13 protein-coding genes are annotated in these 14,562 nt (G+C 72.7%); 3 read left to right on the top strand and 10 right to left on the bottom strand.

The genetic code is table 11. The features are described 5' to 3' along the window. Positions 1-9 precede the first annotated feature (9 nt). Complete coding sequence (locus HA073_RS17315) at positions 10-1,026, top strand: glucose-6-phosphate dehydrogenase assembly protein OpcA (RefSeq protein ID WP_043329629.1); 1,017 nt, start codon at positions 10-12, stop codon at positions 1,024-1,026. Between the two features lie 69 nt (positions 1,027-1,095). Further along, positions 1,096-1,866, top strand: a complete 771-nt coding sequence (pgl, locus tag HA073_RS17320; RefSeq protein ID WP_043329628.1) for a 6-phosphogluconolactonase — start codon at positions 1,096-1,098, stop codon at positions 1,864-1,866. A gap of 65 nt (positions 1,867-1,931) precedes the next feature. Here the strand turns inward: pgl and HA073_RS17325 are convergent, their stop codons facing one another. The 8 genes from HA073_RS17325 to rapZ all read right to left on the bottom strand — a co-directional run bounded on the left by HA073_RS17325 (position 1,932) and on the right by rapZ (position 8,981). Further along, positions 1,932-2,276, bottom strand: coding sequence for an RNA polymerase-binding protein RbpA (locus HA073_RS17325; RefSeq protein WP_013287462.1), 345 nt, complete (start codon positions 2,274-2,276; stop codon positions 1,932-1,934). 130 nt (positions 2,277-2,406) lie between these two features. Then, entirely contained in the window at positions 2,407-2,667 is a 261-nt protein-coding gene (gene secG, locus HA073_RS17330; RefSeq protein WP_043329626.1) for a preprotein translocase subunit SecG, read from the bottom strand. Between the two features lie 95 nt (positions 2,668-2,762). Beyond that, complete coding sequence (gene tpiA, locus HA073_RS17335; RefSeq protein ID WP_043329625.1) at positions 2,763-3,554, bottom strand: triose-phosphate isomerase; 792 nt, start codon at positions 3,552-3,554, stop codon at positions 2,763-2,765. Next, positions 3,555-4,754 (bottom strand): phosphoglycerate kinase, encoded by a 1,200-nt coding sequence (locus HA073_RS17340; RefSeq protein WP_166456860.1) that lies wholly within the window; start codon positions 4,752-4,754, stop codon positions 3,555-3,557. Further along, the gene (gene gap, locus HA073_RS17345) at positions 4,751-5,755 is read right to left on the bottom strand and encodes a type I glyceraldehyde-3-phosphate dehydrogenase (RefSeq protein WP_043329624.1); all 1,005 of its coding nucleotides are present in this window, start codon (positions 5,753-5,755) and stop codon (positions 4,751-4,753) included. The genes HA073_RS17340 and gap overlap by 4 nt, the downstream gene beginning before the upstream one ends. Before the next feature lie 263 nt (positions 5,756-6,018). Then, a complete protein-coding gene (whiA, locus tag HA073_RS17350) occupies positions 6,019-6,999 on the bottom strand; it encodes a DNA-binding protein WhiA (protein WP_030503240.1) in 981 nt (326 codons plus the stop codon). A 54-nt stretch (positions 7,000-7,053) separates the two neighbouring features. Further along, on the bottom strand, positions 7,054-8,061 hold the full coding sequence (locus tag HA073_RS17355) for a 2-phospho-L-lactate transferase CofD family protein (protein ID WP_043329623.1): 1,008 nt from the start codon (positions 8,059-8,061) through the stop codon (positions 7,054-7,056). Next, entirely contained in the window at positions 8,058-8,981 is a 924-nt protein-coding gene (rapZ, locus tag HA073_RS17360) for an RNase adapter RapZ (protein ID WP_043329622.1), read from the bottom strand. Before rapZ ends, HA073_RS17355 begins: the two co-directional genes overlap by 4 nt. Before the next feature lie 171 nt (positions 8,982-9,152). On the opposite strand from rapZ, the gene recQ reads away from it, so the two are divergent. After that, complete coding sequence (gene recQ / locus HA073_RS17365) at positions 9,153-11,024, top strand: DNA helicase RecQ (protein ID WP_166456861.1); 1,872 nt, start codon at positions 9,153-9,155, stop codon at positions 11,022-11,024. A 103-nt stretch (positions 11,025-11,127) separates the two neighbouring features. Here the strand turns inward: recQ and HA073_RS17370 are convergent, their stop codons facing one another. Next, positions 11,128-11,784 carry a C39 family peptidase gene (locus HA073_RS17370; protein WP_113972485.1) on the bottom strand — a complete coding sequence of 219 codons (657 nt, stop codon included), beginning with the start codon at positions 11,782-11,784 and terminating at the stop codon, positions 11,128-11,130. Between the two features lie 827 nt (positions 11,785-12,611). Then, positions 12,612-14,561, bottom strand: coding sequence for an excinuclease ABC subunit UvrC (uvrC, locus tag HA073_RS17375; protein WP_069089086.1), 1,950 nt, complete (start codon positions 14,559-14,561; stop codon positions 12,612-12,614). Position 14,562: the final 1 nt, after the last annotated feature.

Consider the following 14,562-nt stretch of genomic DNA (forward strand, 5'->3'; position numbering starts at 1 on the left):
GAGGCTCCATTGATCGGGCTGTGGGACACCACCGGCAACGAGGTGGTCAAGGCGCTGGCCGCGGAACGGCGCAGCGCGGGCGGGGTGGCCAGCGGCATGGCGCTCACGCTGATCGTGGTGGTGGACGAGAAGCGGGTCCGGGAGGCCGAGGCGGCCGCCACCATCGCCGCGGCGGCGCACCCCTGCCGCCTGCTCGTGGTGGTCCGCTCCGACGTGGAGCGCGACCGCAACCGGCTGGACGCGGAGATCGTCGTGGGCGGCCGGCTCGGGCCGTGCGAGGCGGTGGTGACCCGGATGTACGGGCGGCTCGCGCTGCACGCCGAATCCGTGGTGATGCCGCTGCTGGTCCCGGACGTACCGGTGGTGACGTGGTGGCACGGCGAGCCGCCGGAGGAGATCGCCACCGACTTCCTCGGTGTGGTGGCCGACCGGCGGATCACCGACTCGGCGCAGGCGGCCGACCCGATCGCCGCGCTGCGGCAGCGGGCCCACGACTACGCCCCCGGCGACACCGACCTGGCGTGGACCCGGATCACCCCGTGGCGCACGCTGGTGGCGGGCGCGTTCGACACCACCCAGGCCCGGGTCACCGAGGCCAGCGTGGTGGCGCCACCGTCGGATCCGACGGCCGCGCTGATGAGCGGGTGGCTCAAGGCCCGGCTCGGCATCGAACCGACCTGGGAGCGGACCGACGAGTTCCCGCGCATGCGTCAGGTGCAGCTGCGCTGCGCCAACGGCGACGAGCTGACGCTGACCCGCGACGACAGCATCGCGGTGTTCCGGCGTACCGGGCAGGAGGACCGCACGCTGCCGCTGGTCCGCCGGCCGCTCGGTGACGAGCTGGCCGAGGAGCTGCGCCGCCTCGACGCCGACCAGGTGTACGCGGAGGCGCTCGGCGCTGCGGCCGGGATCACCGGACTCGACCAGCGGCCCGCCCAGCGGGTGCACGTGTGGAAGGATCCGGCGACCGCCCAGCGGGCCGAGGCCGGCGTGACCGCGCACGCGGGCGCGACCGCGAACGAGTGACCGCCCGGACCGGGTGGTCGGAGGCACAGGTGACCGCCGGTGGGCGGTCGGAACACGAGGGCTCGACGGATGACTGAGGCGAGTGTCGCCGTACACGCCGACCCCGACCTGCTGGCGCAGGCGGTGGCGGCCCGGTTGGTGGTGAAGCTGCTCGACGCGCAGGCCGAGCGCGGCCAGGCGTCGGTGGTGCTGACCGGCGGGCGGATCGCCGCTGCGGTGTACCGGGCGGTCGGGCAGCTGCCCGCCCGGGACGCGGTCGACTGGTCCCGGGTCGACGTGTGGTGGGGCGACGAGCGGTTCCTGCCCGCCGGCGACCCGGAGCGCAACGAGACGCAGGCGCGGGCGGCGCTGCTGGACGCGGTGCCGCTGGACCCGGCCCGGGTGCACCCGATGCCGGCGTCCGACGGCCCGGCCGGTGACGACCCGGAGGCGGCCGCCGCCGGGTACGCGCGGGAGCTGGCCGCCGCCGCCCGGCCCGGGAACGCGATCGTGCCCCACTTCGACGTGCTGATGCTCGGCGTCGGCGAGGACGGGCACGTGGCGTCGGTGTTCCCGGAGCACCCGGTGCACCACGACAACCGCCCGGTCAGCGCGGTACGGGGCAGCCCGAAGCCGCCGCCGGTGCGTACCACGCTGACCCTGCCGACGATCAACACGGCCGAGGAGGTGTGGCTGATCGCCGCCGGGGCGGACAAGGCCCGGGCGGTGGGCATGGCGCTGGCCGGGGCCGGGCCGGTGCAGTTGCCGGCCGCCGGGGTGCAGGGCGTCTCCCGTACGCTCTGGCTGCTCGACCGGGCCGCGGCGGCCAACGTGCCGCCGCGCCTGCGCAGCCTCCGCTGAGGTGTAAGGAAGGGCCCCTTCTTAACGTCTCCGGTAGAGAAGGGGCCCCTTCTTAACGCCTCGGCTCAGGCGCGGCCACGACGTCGGCGCAGCGCGTCGAGGGCCTCGGCGAGCAGCGCCTCCCCCTCCTCCGGCGTGCGCCGCTCCTGCACGTACGCCAGGTGGGTCTTGTAGGGCTCGGCGCGCTGGCGGCCCGGCGGGTCGCCCGGGTCGGGGCCGGCCGGCTCGCCGCAGCGGGGGCACTCCCAGGCGGCCGGCGTCTCCGCCTCGGCGGCGATCAGGAACTCGACCCGGTGCCCGTGGCGGCACCAGTAGACGACCGGGCGGCGCGGCGCGGGCTCCACGCGCTGGTCGAAGCGCTCGGGGGCGGACCCGATCCGGGTGCCGCGGATGACGTTGTTGCTGGGCACGGTTGCTCGCTCCCTGTCGTCGGAGGGGACCGCCGCCGGAGGGGGTGGGCGACGGGCGACGCGCGGAGAAACAAAACTGCGCGCGGTCCGTGACGGACCGCGCGCAGATTGTACGCTTCTCAGCGCCGACTCAGGTGCCGTTGGCCATCTGCAACCGCAGCCAGAGCCCGAGCCCGATGATGCAGGCGAACCAGACGATTCCCACCAGAACGGTGTAGCGGTCGAGGTTCTTCTCGGCCACGGACGAACCGGCCAGGCTGGAGCTGACGCCGCCGCCGAACATGCTCGACAACCCGCCGCCCTTACCGCGGTGCAGGAGGATCAGCAGGACGAGCAGCACGCTGGTGATGACCAGCAACGTGATCATCGTGTAGGCGAACCAGATCGGCATGGCGGGGGTCAGTCCTCTCGTTGCGATCACTGCCCGGACCTGTCGGGCACTGCGGCACCGGCCGGTGGACGGGCAGCGTCAAGGATAGCGAGCGATCAGCGGGCGGTGTGCTCCGGGAACCGGCAGATCTGCGCGAACTCCTCCGCGTCCAGGCTGGCACCCCCGACCAGGGCCCCGTCCACGTCCGGCTGCGCCATGATCGCGGCGACGTTCGACGCCTTGACCGACCCGCCGTACAGGATCCGGACCTGCTCGGCGGTGCCCTCGTCGTAGGTCTCGGCGATGCGCTTGCGCACCGCGCCGCAGACCTCCTGGGCGTCCTCCGGCGTGGCCGTCTTGCCGGTGCCGATCGCCCAGACCGGCTCGTACGCGACGACGACCTTGGTGACCTGCTCGGCGGTGAGCCCCTTCAGCGCGCCGTCGAGCTGGTCGCAGCAGTGCCGCACCTGCCCCGACTGCTCCCGGACCTCCAGGCCCTCGCCGATGCAGAGGATCGGGGTGAGCCCGTTCGCCAGCGCCGCCGACACCTTCGCGTTGACCAGCGCGTCGTCCTCGTGGTGGTACTGCCGCCGCTCGGAGTGGCCGACCACCACGTAGCCGCAGCCCAGCTTCGCCAGCATCGGCCCGGCGATGTCACCGGTGTACGCGCCGGACGGATGCGGCGACAGGTCCTGCGCGCCGTAGCCGATCAGCAGCTTGTCGCCGTCCACAGCGGTCTGCACCGTACGCAGGTCGGTGAAGGGCGGCAGCACCACGCACTCGACGTCGGTGAGCTGCTTCTCGTTCAGGCTCGCGGCCAGCTTCTGCACCAGCAGATTGGCCTCGAGGTGGTTCAGGTTCATCTTCCAGTTGCCGGCCATCAGCGGCCGGCGGGTCGTGCTCGCCATTCAGTTCTCCAGAGCCGCGATGCCGGGGAGGGTCTTGCCCTCCAGGTATTCCAGGGAGGCGCCGCCGCCGGTGGAGATGTGCCCGAACGAGGACTCGTCCAGGCCCAGCGCGCGCACCGCCGCGGCCGAGTCGCCGCCACCGACCACGCTGAACGCGTCGGCCTTGGTGATCGCCTCGGCCACGCCCCGGGTGCCGTTGGCGAACGCCGCCATCTCGAACACGCCCATCGGGCCGTTCCAGAAGATGGTCTTCGCCTGCGACAGCGCGGCCGCGAAGCCGGCCACCGTCTCCGGGCCGATGTCCAGACCCAGCCGGTGGCTGGGGATGCCGTCGGCGGGCACGGTGTCGTGCGCGGCGTCCGGCGCGAACGCGTCGGCGGCCACCACGTCGACCGGGAGCATGATCTTGCCGGGCGCGCGCTCCATCAGGTTGCGGCAGGTCTCGACCATGTCCTTCTCCAGCAGCGACGTGCCCACCTCGTGGCCCTGGGCCTTGAGGAAGGTGAAGCACATCCCGCCGCCGATGAGCAGCCGGTCCACGGTCGGCAGCAGCGCCTCGATCACGGCCAGCTTGTCGGAGACCTTCGAGCCGCCCAGCACCACCACGTACGGCCGCTCCGGGGAGCCGGTGAGGCGGCTGAGCACCTCGACCTCGCGCAGCACCAGCCGGCCGGCGAAGTGCGGCAGCCGGGCCGGCACGTCGTGCACGCTGGCGTGCTTGCGGTGCACAGCGCCGAACGCGTCGTCCACGTAGGCGTCGCCGAGCGCGGCGAGCTGGTCGGCGAACGCGCCCCGCTCCGCGTCGTCCTTGCTGGTCTCGCCCTTGTTGAACCGCAGGTTCTCCAGCAGCGCCACCTGGCCGTCGGCCAGGTCGGCCACGGTGGACCGCGCCGAGTCACCGACGGTGTCCTCGGCGAAGTGCACCGGGACGCCGAGCAGCTCACCGAGCCGCCCGGCGACCGGGCGGAGGCTGAACTGCGGGTCCGGCGCGCCCTTCGGGCGGCCCAGGTGCGAGCAGACGACCACCTTCGCGCCGGCCTGCACCAGCGCGCTCAGCGTCGGCAGGACGGCCCGGATCCGGCCGTCGTCCGTGATCTCACCGGTCTGCTTGTCGAGCGGGACGTTCAGGTCGGCGCGCACCAGCACGCGCCGACCCGACACCCCCTCGGCGAGCAGGTCGTCGAGGTTGCGGATGCTCACAGCGAGCTACCGACCAGCTTGACCAGGTCCACCAGGCGGTTCGAGTAGCCCCACTCGTTGTCGTACCAGCCGACGACCTTGACCTGGTTGCCGATCACCTTGGTCAGCGGCGCGTCGAAGATGCACGACGCCGGGTCGGTCACGATGTCGGCGGAGACGATCGGGTCCTCGTTGTAGGTGAGGATGCCCCGCAGCGGGCCCTCGGCGGCGGCCTTGAGCGCGGCGTTGACCTCGTCCACAGTGGTCTCCCGGCCGACCGTGACGGTCAGGTCGGTGGCCGAGCCGGTCGGGATCGGCACGCGCAGCGCGTAACCGTCCAGCTTGCCCTTCAGCTCCGGCAGCACCAGGCCGATCGCCTTCGCGGCGCCGGTCGAGGTCGGCACGATGTTCAGCGCGGCGGCGCGGGCCCGGCGCAGGTCCTTGTGCGGCGCGTCCTGCAGGTTCTGGTCCTGCGTGTACGCGTGGATGGTGGTCATCAGGCCCTGCTGGATGCCGAACGTGTCCTGCAGCACCTTCGCCATCGGCGCGAGGCAGTTCGTGGTGCAGGAGGCGTTCGAGATGATGTTGTGCTTGGCCGGGTCGTACTGGTCCTGGTTGACGCCCATGACCACGGTGACGTCCTCGTTCTTCGCCGGCGCGGAGATGATGACCTTCTTGGCCCCGCCGTCGAGGTGCGCCTTCGCCTTGGTGCCGTCGGTGAAGAAGCCGGTGGACTCGATGACGACGTCGGCGCCGACCTCGCCCCACGGCAGGTTCGCCGGGTCCTTCTCGGCGTACGCCTTGATGGTCTTGCCGCCCACGGTGATCTCGTCGGCGGTGGCCTTCACCTCGTGCGGGAGGCGGCCCAGGATGCTGTCGTACTTGACAAGGTGGGCGAGCGTCGCGTTGTCGGTCAGGTCGTTGACCGCCACGACCTCGATGTCAGCGCCGGACGCCAGCACTGCCCGGAAGAAGTTGCGGCCGATCCGGCCGAAGCCGTTGATGCCAACCCGGATGGTCACAGGTCCCATCTCCTCGCGTTCTGGTCCGCCGGCGCCAGACCGGGGCCGGCGGAGGTGTGTGCGCCGACCGTTGGAGCCGGCCGTCGACATGTCATCTCGGCCACCCCGCCGCGGTCACGGAGACCTGACCGCCCGAGGCGGTGAGCACGGCGAGGGATGCCTGTGCGCGGCCCCCTTGCCGTACGCAGCGACCATATCCGAGCGTGCGGCGTCGCGCTGCGGCGGGTGGTGATCCCGCTCGCGTGCTCGCCGCCCGAGTCCTATCAGACCACGAGCATGTCGGGCGTGACTGCCGCTTCCGTATCCGGGATGCCCAGGTCGCGGGCGCGCTTGTCGGCCAGCGCGAGCAGCCGGCGGATCCGGCCGGCGATGGCGTCCTTGGTCAGCGGCGGCTCGGCGAGCGCGCCCAGCTCCTCCAGGGACGCCTGACGGTGCTCCAGCCGCAGCCGGCCGGCCGAGGTCAGGTGGTTGGGCGCGTCGTCGGCGAGGATCTCCAGCGCGCGGGTCACCCGGGCGGCGGCGGCCACCGCGGCCCGGGCCGAGCGGCGCAGATTGGCGTCGTCGAAGTTGGCCAGCCGGTTGGCGGTGGCGCGCACCTCCCGGCGTACCCGCCGCTCCTCCCAGGCCAGCACGCTGGAGTGCGCTCCTATGCGGGTGAGCAGCGCGGCGATCGCGTCGCCGTCCTTGACCACCACCCGGTCCACGCCGCGCACCTCGCGGTTCTTCGCGGTGATGCCGATGCGGCGGGCCGCGCCGACGAGCGCCAGCGCCGACTCCGGGCCGGGGCAGGTGATCTCCAGCGCGCTGGAACGGCCCGGCTCGGTCAGCGAGCCGTGCGCCATGAACGCGCCCCGCCAGGCCGACACGGCGCAGCAGACGTTCGCGGCCACCACGTGCGGCGGCAGGCCGCGCACCGGGCGGCCCCGCACGTCGAGCAGGCCGGTCTGCCGGGCGAGCGCCTCGCCGTCCTTGACCACCCGCACGATGAAGTGGCTGCCCTTGCGCAGGCCGCCGGAGGCGAGCACGTGGATCTCGCTCGGGTAACCGTAGACCTCGGCCACCTCCCGCCGCAGCCGGCGGGCCACCGCGCCGGTGTCCAGCTCCGCCTCGACCACGACGCGGCCGGACACGATGTGCAGGCCGCCGGCGAAACGCAGCAGGGCGGCCATCTCCGCCCGCCGACAGCAGGGCTTGGGCACGTCGACCCGACTCAGCTCGTCCTTGACCGCAGCCGTCATCGCCATAGTGCGCCCCCTCACGGACCGGTTCCGGCGTGTCGCCGGTGATTACGTACGTGTCTAACGATCGGCGCGCAGGACAGGCACCAGCGCGGCGCCCAGTGCGGCTGGATCATGACGGGGCGTGCCGTCGAGGACGGCGACGGGAGCGAGGACCAGCCGGGCACCAAGCGATTCTGCCGCACGTTCGACCGCCGCGGGATCACCCACCGCCGTGGAGTCCGCCAGCACCCGGTCCACCTTCAGCTCGGGCAGATAGCGCCGCAGCGTGTCCAGATGGTCGGGCAGGGAGAGCCCCGAGGTCTCCTTCTCCGCCACCAGGTTGAGCGTCACCAGCCGCCGCGCCGGACTGGAGACGATCGCGTCGGCCAGGCCCGGCACCAGCAGGTGCGGCAGCACGCTCGTGTACCAGCTGCCCGGCCCGAAGATCAGCCAGTCCGCGGCGCGTACCGCTGTCACCGCCTCGGCGCACGCGGCCGGCGCGGGTGGGTTGAGCCGCAGCGACTCGACGGTGCCCGGGGTGACCGCGACCTGGTGCTGGCCGCGCACGGTGGACACCTCGTCCGGATGGGCCGGGTCCGCGCCGCGGACCCGGGCCTCGATGCCCACCGGCTGACGGGACATCGGCAGCACCCGCCCCACCGCGCCGAGCATCGCGCCCGCGTGGTCGAGCGCGGCCACCGGATCGCCGAGCAGCTCGGTCAGGCCGTGCAGCAGCAGGTTGCCGACCGCGTGGCCGGCGAGCGAGTCGCCGGCGCGGGCGGCCGGAACCGGCGCGGCGAGCGTCGGCGGGGGCGGCGTCGCGGTGGTGAAGCGGTACTGGAACAGCGCCGCGCTGCGCCGGGTGGCCGGATGGTCGCCGGCCAGCGCCACGAGCGCCTGACGCAGGTCACCCGGGGGCAGGCCGCCGCGCTCCGCGCGCAGCCGCCCGCTGGACCCGCCGTCGTCGCCGACGGTGACCACCGCGGTGATGTCCAGGTCCAGTTCGGGTACGCAGTGCCGCAGCGCCCGCAGCGACGCCGAGAGCCCGTGCCCGCCACCGAAGGCGACCACCCTGGTCGGGGTCATTCCCGCCCCAGGTCCCGGTGCTGGGCGTTGGCGGCGATACCGGAGCGGCGCAGCCGGGCGGCCAGCTCCTCGGCGATCGCCACGCTGCGGTGCTTGCCGCCGGTGCAGCCGACCGCCACGGTCAGGTAGCGCTTGCCCTCCCGCTCGAAACCGGCGGTGGTGGCGTTGACCAGGTCGGCGTACCCGGCCACGAAGGCGTCCGCGCCCTCCTGGCCCAGCACGTACGCGCTGACCGCCTCCTCCCGGCCGGTGTGCTCGCGCAGCTCCGGCACCCAGTACGGGTTCGGCAGGAACCGGGCGTCCATCACGAAGTCGGCGTCCGGCGGCAGGCCGTACTTGAAGCCGAACGAGATCACGGTGATCCGCAGCCGGCGGGCGTCCTCGCCGCCGAACAGCTCCTCCACCCGGCGCCGAAGCTGGTTCACGTTCAGGTGGCTGGTGTCGATGATCACGTCGGCCTGCTCGCGTGCCTCCTCCAGCAGCGTCCGCTCGACGGCGATGCCGTCGGCCAGCCGCCCGTCGCCCTGCAGCGGGTGCGAGCGGCGCACGCTCTCGAACCGGCGGATCAGCACCTCGTCGTCGGCGTCGACGAAGACCACCCGGGGGGAGAAGCCGCGCTCGCGCAGCTCCCGGATCGCCCCGGCCAGGTCGGTGGAGAAGGCGCGCGAGCGCACGTCCAGCACCATCGCCGTACGCCGGGCCGCGCCGCCGGCCTTGAAGGCCAGCTCGGCCATGTCGAGCAGCAGCGCCTGGGGCAGGTTGTCGACCACGTAGTAGCCGACGTTCTCCAGCGCCCGGGCCACCGTGCTGCGCCCGCCGCCGGACAGCCCGGTCACCACCACCAGTGAGGTGTCCGACTCGGCCGGCGCCGTCTCCGCCTCGCTCGGCCCCAGGTCACCCGCTGTACGCGCCTCGCTCACCCGCTACCCCCAGCCGTGGCGCCGCGGCCGGTCGGCCGCGCATGGTCAATCAGCGACTCTAACGGCTGCGACCCCGTCCGGGATTCCACGGGGTGACCGCCGGAACATGTCGCCACCCCCGGACCGGCTCGCCGGACGGGCGCTGTCGGGGGACGCTCGTAGACTGCGCGGATGGTCTCCCCCACCGACGAGCGGACCACCTCCGCACCGGCCGGCTCCCCACCGACCGGCGACGCGCTCGACGTGTTGCGGCGGGTCTTCGGGTACGACGCCTTCCGCGGCTTCCAGCAGGACGTCGTCGAACACGTGGTGTCCGGCGGCGACGCGCTGGTGCTCATGCCCACCGGTGGCGGCAAGTCGCTGTGCTACCAGATCCCCGCGCTGGTCCGCGACGGCGTGGCGGTAGTGGTCTCCCCGCTGATCGCGCTCATGCAGGACCAGGTCGACGCCCTCACCGCCGTCGGCGTACGCGCCGGTTTCCTCAACTCGACGCAGGACCCGGCGCAGCGGCGCCGGGTCGAGGCGGCCTACCTGGCCGGCGAGCTGGACCTGCTCTACCTCGCCCCGGAAGGGCTCGCGGTGCGGTCCACGCTCGGCCTGCTGGAACGCGGCCGGATCGCGCTGTTCGCGATCGACGAGGCGCACTGCGTCTCGCAGTGGGGGCACGACTTCCGCCCCGACTACCTCAACCTGTCGATGCTGCACGAACGCTGGCCGGACGTGCCGCGCATCGCGCTGACCGCCACCGCGACCCGGGCGACCCGCACCGAGATCGCCACCCGGCTGCGGCTCACCGAGGCCCGGCACTTCGTGGCCAGCTTCGACCGGCCCAACATCCAGTACCGGATCGTGCCGAAGCGGGAGCCCCGCCGCCAGCTGCTCAGCCTGCTGCGCGACGAGCACCCGGGCGACGCCGGCATCGTCTACTGCCTGTCCCGGGCCTCGGTGGAGAAGACCGCCGAGTTCCTGGTCGCCAACGGCATCCCCGCGCTGCCGTACCACGCCGGGCTGGACGCCACGACCCGCGCCACCAACCAGCAGCGCTTCCTGCGTGAGGACGGGCTGGTCATGGTCGCCACGATCGCGTTCGGCATGGGCATCGACAAGCCCGACGTACGCTTCGTCGCCCACCTGGACCTGCCGAAGTCGGTCGAGGGCTACTACCAGGAGACCGGCCGCGCCGGGCGCGACGGCTTGCCGTCCACCGCCTGGCTGGCGTACGGCCTGCAGGACGTGGTGCAGCAGCGCAAGATGATCGAGACGTCGGAGGGCGACCTGGCGCACCGGCGCAACCTCGCCGCCCACCTGGACGCGATGCTGGCGCTCTGCGAGACGGTCCGCTGCCGCCGCGCCCAGCTGCTCGAATACTTCGGCGAGACCGGCGTGGCCGCCTGCGGCAACTGCGACACCTGCCTCGACCCGCCCGAGTCCTGGGACGGCACTGTCGCCGCGCAGAAGCTGCTCTCCACCGTCTACCGGCTCGACCGCGAACGCAACCAGCGCTTCGGCGCCGGGCACAGCATCGACATCCTGCTCGGCAAGCACACCGACAAGATCGACCAGTACGGCCACGACTCGCTCAGCACGTTCGGCATCGGCAGCGAGCTGCGCGAGGCCGAGTGGCGTGGTGTGGTGCGGCAACTGCTCGCCGAGGGTCTGCTCGCTGTCGAGGGCGACTACGGCACGCTGGCGCTGACCGAGGCCAGCGCGGACGTGCTCGGCCGCCGCCGTACCGTCACGCTGCGCAAGGAGCCGGAGCGGCCGGCGGCCGGCCGGTCCGCCAAGCCCCGGGGCGCGGCCACTGTGGTCGCCGACCTCTCCCCCGCCGCCGCGCCGGTCTTCGAGCGGCTCCGCGCGTGGCGCGCGGCCACCGCCAAGGAGCAGGGCGTCCCGGCGTACGTCATCTTCCACGACGCGACGCTGCGGCAGATCGCCGCCGAGCCGCCGGCTTCCCTGGCCGAGCTGTCCCGGGTCAGCGGGGTGGGCGAGAACAAGCTCGCCAAGTACGGCGACGCGATCCTGGCCGTCCTCGCCGAGTCCTGACGTACGCGCGGAAGGGCCCGACCTCCTGTGGTGGGGGTCGGGCCCTTCCGGTGTGCGTGCTGCCTGTTCTTGCTCTGCAGCCATGGGTGCGGCGGTGTTGGTCTTAGCTGGTGCTGTAGCCGCGGGTGGCGATCCAGTCGGCGAGGTTGTCGATGCTCATCCGGTAGGTGGCGGTGTTGGGGTCGGCGCTGTCGGCGATGGTGACGGTCTTGCCGTCGTCGCGGTAGCCGATGACGCTGATGTAGTGGCCGCCTTCGAAGGAGTGGGTGTTGCCGTCGGTGTCGGTGGCGGTGCCGGCGATGTTGGCGACCACGGCCCGGCCGGCGTCGACGGTCTTCACCACGTCGGCGCGCAGCTTGTCGGTCTGCTTGTCGTCGGCCTTGGGGGTGCTGATCTCGACCGACTTGTAGGCGTCCTTGGCGCCGGTCTCCTTGTTCAGCACGGGGGTGATGTCGTTGATGGAGTTGGTGCCGGCTTCGGTGGTGCCCATCTCGCGGGCCATGGCGTGCACGTCGATGTTCTTGCCCTGCACGCTCAGCGCGTTGCGGGCGGCGGCGGGGCCGCAGAAGTAGAAGTTGGGCTGGGCCTCGTAGCGCACGTCCAGCTCACGCTCACCATGACCGCTCTTGCGGTCGGCGACGATGGCGGCCTTCTCGGCCGGGGCGGCGTGGGCGGCGATGGCGGGGCCGGCGATGCCACCGGCGGTGGCGACGACACCGGCAGCGGTCAGAACGGTCTTGCGCAGCAGAGTGGTAGCCATGATGGTTGCCTCCCTGAAATGGGGGATACGCGGCGGGGGTGCCGCGAAGGGGAAAAGTCTTGGGGGGCGCCCGTCGAGCGGGCTGGCACGCGGGCGCCCCGAAAGGGGGCTGCTCCGCGGCTCGGGGATGTAACGACCACCGGGCCGGGGTCATTCCCGCCGGCGGGGGTGCTCGTCGTCGGGGGATGTAACGACGGCCGGGCCGGGGCGATTCCCGTGACCTGCCCCGTGGCGCCGGGCGGACCGGGTTGAGCGCTCGGCCCTGGTGCCTGGGCGGTCAGCCATGTACAACGCCTGCACCCCACCCCGGATTCCGCCGTGGGCATGGCGCCGACCACAACGCGCCACCCCGGGCAAACCGGACACCGGCCCCAGGGCGCGCTGGACGGCGCCTCCGCGGTGCACGCGCACGGCAGACCTTGCAGTCGGCCCCCCGGGCAAGCCTCACAAAGCGGTCATACGTTAGGCACGAACTGCAAGGATGACGGTTTCGCCCACCGGGAACAACCATGGCTGGAACGGCGTAGGTGTCAAAGGCGGGCGGAGACACCCATGGCGTTCCACCCGAGGCACCTGGCGACGGCGACTGGAGCGGCATGGGTGTCAAAAGCAGCCCGAGACACCCACGGCGTTCCACCCACGGCACGCGACGGCGGTGGCGGGCCGGCGGGCCGGACAGCGGGCGTTGGTTGACGCACGCTGGACAGCGGCCGGGGGCCACGACGGCAGGCGCGAGCAGGCGCGAGCAGGCGCGAGCAGGCGCGAGCAGGCGCGAGCAGGCGCGAGCAGGCGCGAGCAGGCGCGAGCAGGCGCGAGCAGGCGAAGGGTCAGGAACGGGGGGCGGCCGTGGTGGCGTCGGTGGAGCCGTCCAGCGCGGCCAGGATCGCCTCGGCCGTACGCCTGCCCACCCCGGGCACCTCGGTGATCTCCTCCACGGTGGCCGACGACAGCCGCTTCAGCGAGCCGAAGTGCCGCAGCAGCGCCTTGCGGCGTACCTCGCCGAGGCCGGGGACGTTGTCCAGCGCCGATTCGGTCATCCGCTTGGAGCGCCGCTGCCGGTGGAACGTGATGGCGAAGCGGTGCGCCTCGTCGCGGACCCGTTGCAGCAGGTAGAGCGCCTCGGAGGTGCGGGGCAGGATCACCGGGAACTCGTCGTCGGGCAGCCACACCTCCTCCAGCCGCTTCGCCAGCCCGCACAGCGCCACGTCGTCGATGCCCAGCTCAGCGAGCGCCTTCGCGGCGGCGGCCACCTGCGGCGGGCCACCGTCGACCACCACGAGCTGCGGCGGGTACGCGAACTTGCGCGGCCGCCCGGTGGTCGGGTCGATGCCGGGGCGGTCCGGGTCGGAGGCGGTCTCCTCGCCCAGCTCACCGGTCTCGGCGCGGGCGTCGAGGTAGCGGGCGAAGCGCCGCCGCAGCACCTCGGACATGGCCGACAGGTCGTCGGTGGCGCCGCGCACGATGAAGCGGCGGTACTCACTCTTGCGGGGCAGCCCGTCCTCGAACACGATCATGCTGGCGACCACGTCGGTGCCCTGGATCTGGGAGACGTCGTAGCACTCGATGCGCAGCGGCGAGGTGTTCATGCCGAGCGCGTCGGCGATCTCGTCGAGCGCCTGGCTGCGGGTGGTCAGGTCGCCGGCCCGCTTGAGCTTGTGCCGGGCCAGCGCGTCCTTGGCGTTGCGCTCGACGGTCTCCAGCAGCGACCGCTTGTCGCCGCGCTGCGGCACCCGCAGCGACACCCGGCTGCCCCGGCGGGTGGAGAGCCAGTCGGCGAGCGCGTCGGCGTCGCCTGGTAGCTCGGGCACGAGCAGTTCGCGGGGCACGTCGGCCTCGCCCTGCTCGCCGCCGTACACCTGGGTGCAGAAGTGGTGCACGAGGTCGCCGGTGCTCAGCTCCTCGGTCTTCTCCACCACCCAGCCGCGCTGGCCGCGCACCCGGCCGCCGCGGACGTGGAACACCTGCACGGCGGCTTCGAGCGGGTCGTCGGCGAAGGCGACCACGTCGGCGTCGGTGCCGTCGCCGAGCACCACGGTCTGCTTCTCCATGGCCCGGCGCAGCGCCGCGACGTCGTCGCGCAGGCGGGCGGCCCGCTCGAACTCCAGTTGCTCGCTGGCGTCGAGCATCTCCTTCTCCAGCCGGCGGACCATGGTGTCGGTGCGGCCCGCCATGAAGTCGCAGAAACCGTCGACGATCTCCCGGTGCTGGTCGGCGGTGACGCTGCCGACGCACGGCGCGGAGCACTTGCCGATGTAACCGAGCAGGCAGGGCCGGCCGACCTGCCCGGCCCGCTTGAACACCCCGGACGAGCAGGTCCGCGCCGGGAAGACGCGCAGCAGCAGGTCGAGCGTCTCGCGGATCGCCCAGGCGTGGGAGTACGGCCCGAAGTAGCGCACGCCCTTGCGCTTGACGCCCCGCATCACCTGCAACCGGGGGTATTCCTCGTCGAGTGTGACCGCGAGATAGGGGTACGACTTGTCGTCGCGGTAGCGGACGTTGAACCTCGGGTCGTACTGCTTGATCCAGGTGTATTCCTGCTGGAGCGCCTCGACCTCGGTGGCGACGGTGATCCAGTCGACCGACTCGGCGGTGAAGACCATCTGCCGGGTGCGCTGGTGCAGGCCGACCGGGTCGGCGAAGTAGGAGTTGAGCCGGCTGCGCAGGTTGCGCGCCTTGCCGACGTAGATCACCCGCCCGGTGCCGTCGCGGAAGCGGTAGACCCCTGGCGATTCCGGGATGGTGCCGGGCGCGGGACGGTACGTCGAGGGGTCAGCCACG

Origin of the sequence: Micromonospora sp. CMU55-4, from assembly GCF_011602315.1 — a bacterium.
Taxonomy (GTDB): domain Bacteria; phylum Actinomycetota; class Actinomycetes; order Mycobacteriales; family Micromonosporaceae; genus Micromonospora; species Micromonospora chalcea.

Bases quoted from the DNA above. Each gene is read 5' to 3' on its own strand.
- pgl (WP_043329628.1), top strand. From the start codon at position 1,096: ATGACTGAGGCGAGTGTCGCCGTACACGCCGACCCCGACCTGCTGGCG.
- secG (WP_043329626.1), bottom strand. From the start codon at position 2,667: ATGCCGATCTGGTTCGCCTACACGATGATCACGTTGCTGGTCATCACC.
- tpiA (WP_043329625.1), bottom strand. From the start codon at position 3,554: ATGGCGAGCACGACCCGCCGGCCGCTGATGGCCGGCAACTGGAAGATG.
- whiA (WP_030503240.1), bottom strand. From the start codon at position 6,999: ATGGCGATGACGGCTGCGGTCAAGGACGAGCTGAGTCGGGTCGACGTG.
- HA073_RS17355 (WP_043329623.1), bottom strand. From the start codon at position 8,061: ATGACCCCGACCAGGGTGGTCGCCTTCGGTGGCGGGCACGGGCTCTCG.
- recQ (WP_166456861.1), top strand. From the start codon at position 9,153: ATGGTCTCCCCCACCGACGAGCGGACCACCTCCGCACCGGCCGGCTCC.
- HA073_RS17370 (WP_113972485.1), bottom strand. From the start codon at position 11,784: ATGGCTACCACTCTGCTGCGCAAGACCGTTCTGACCGCTGCCGGTGTC.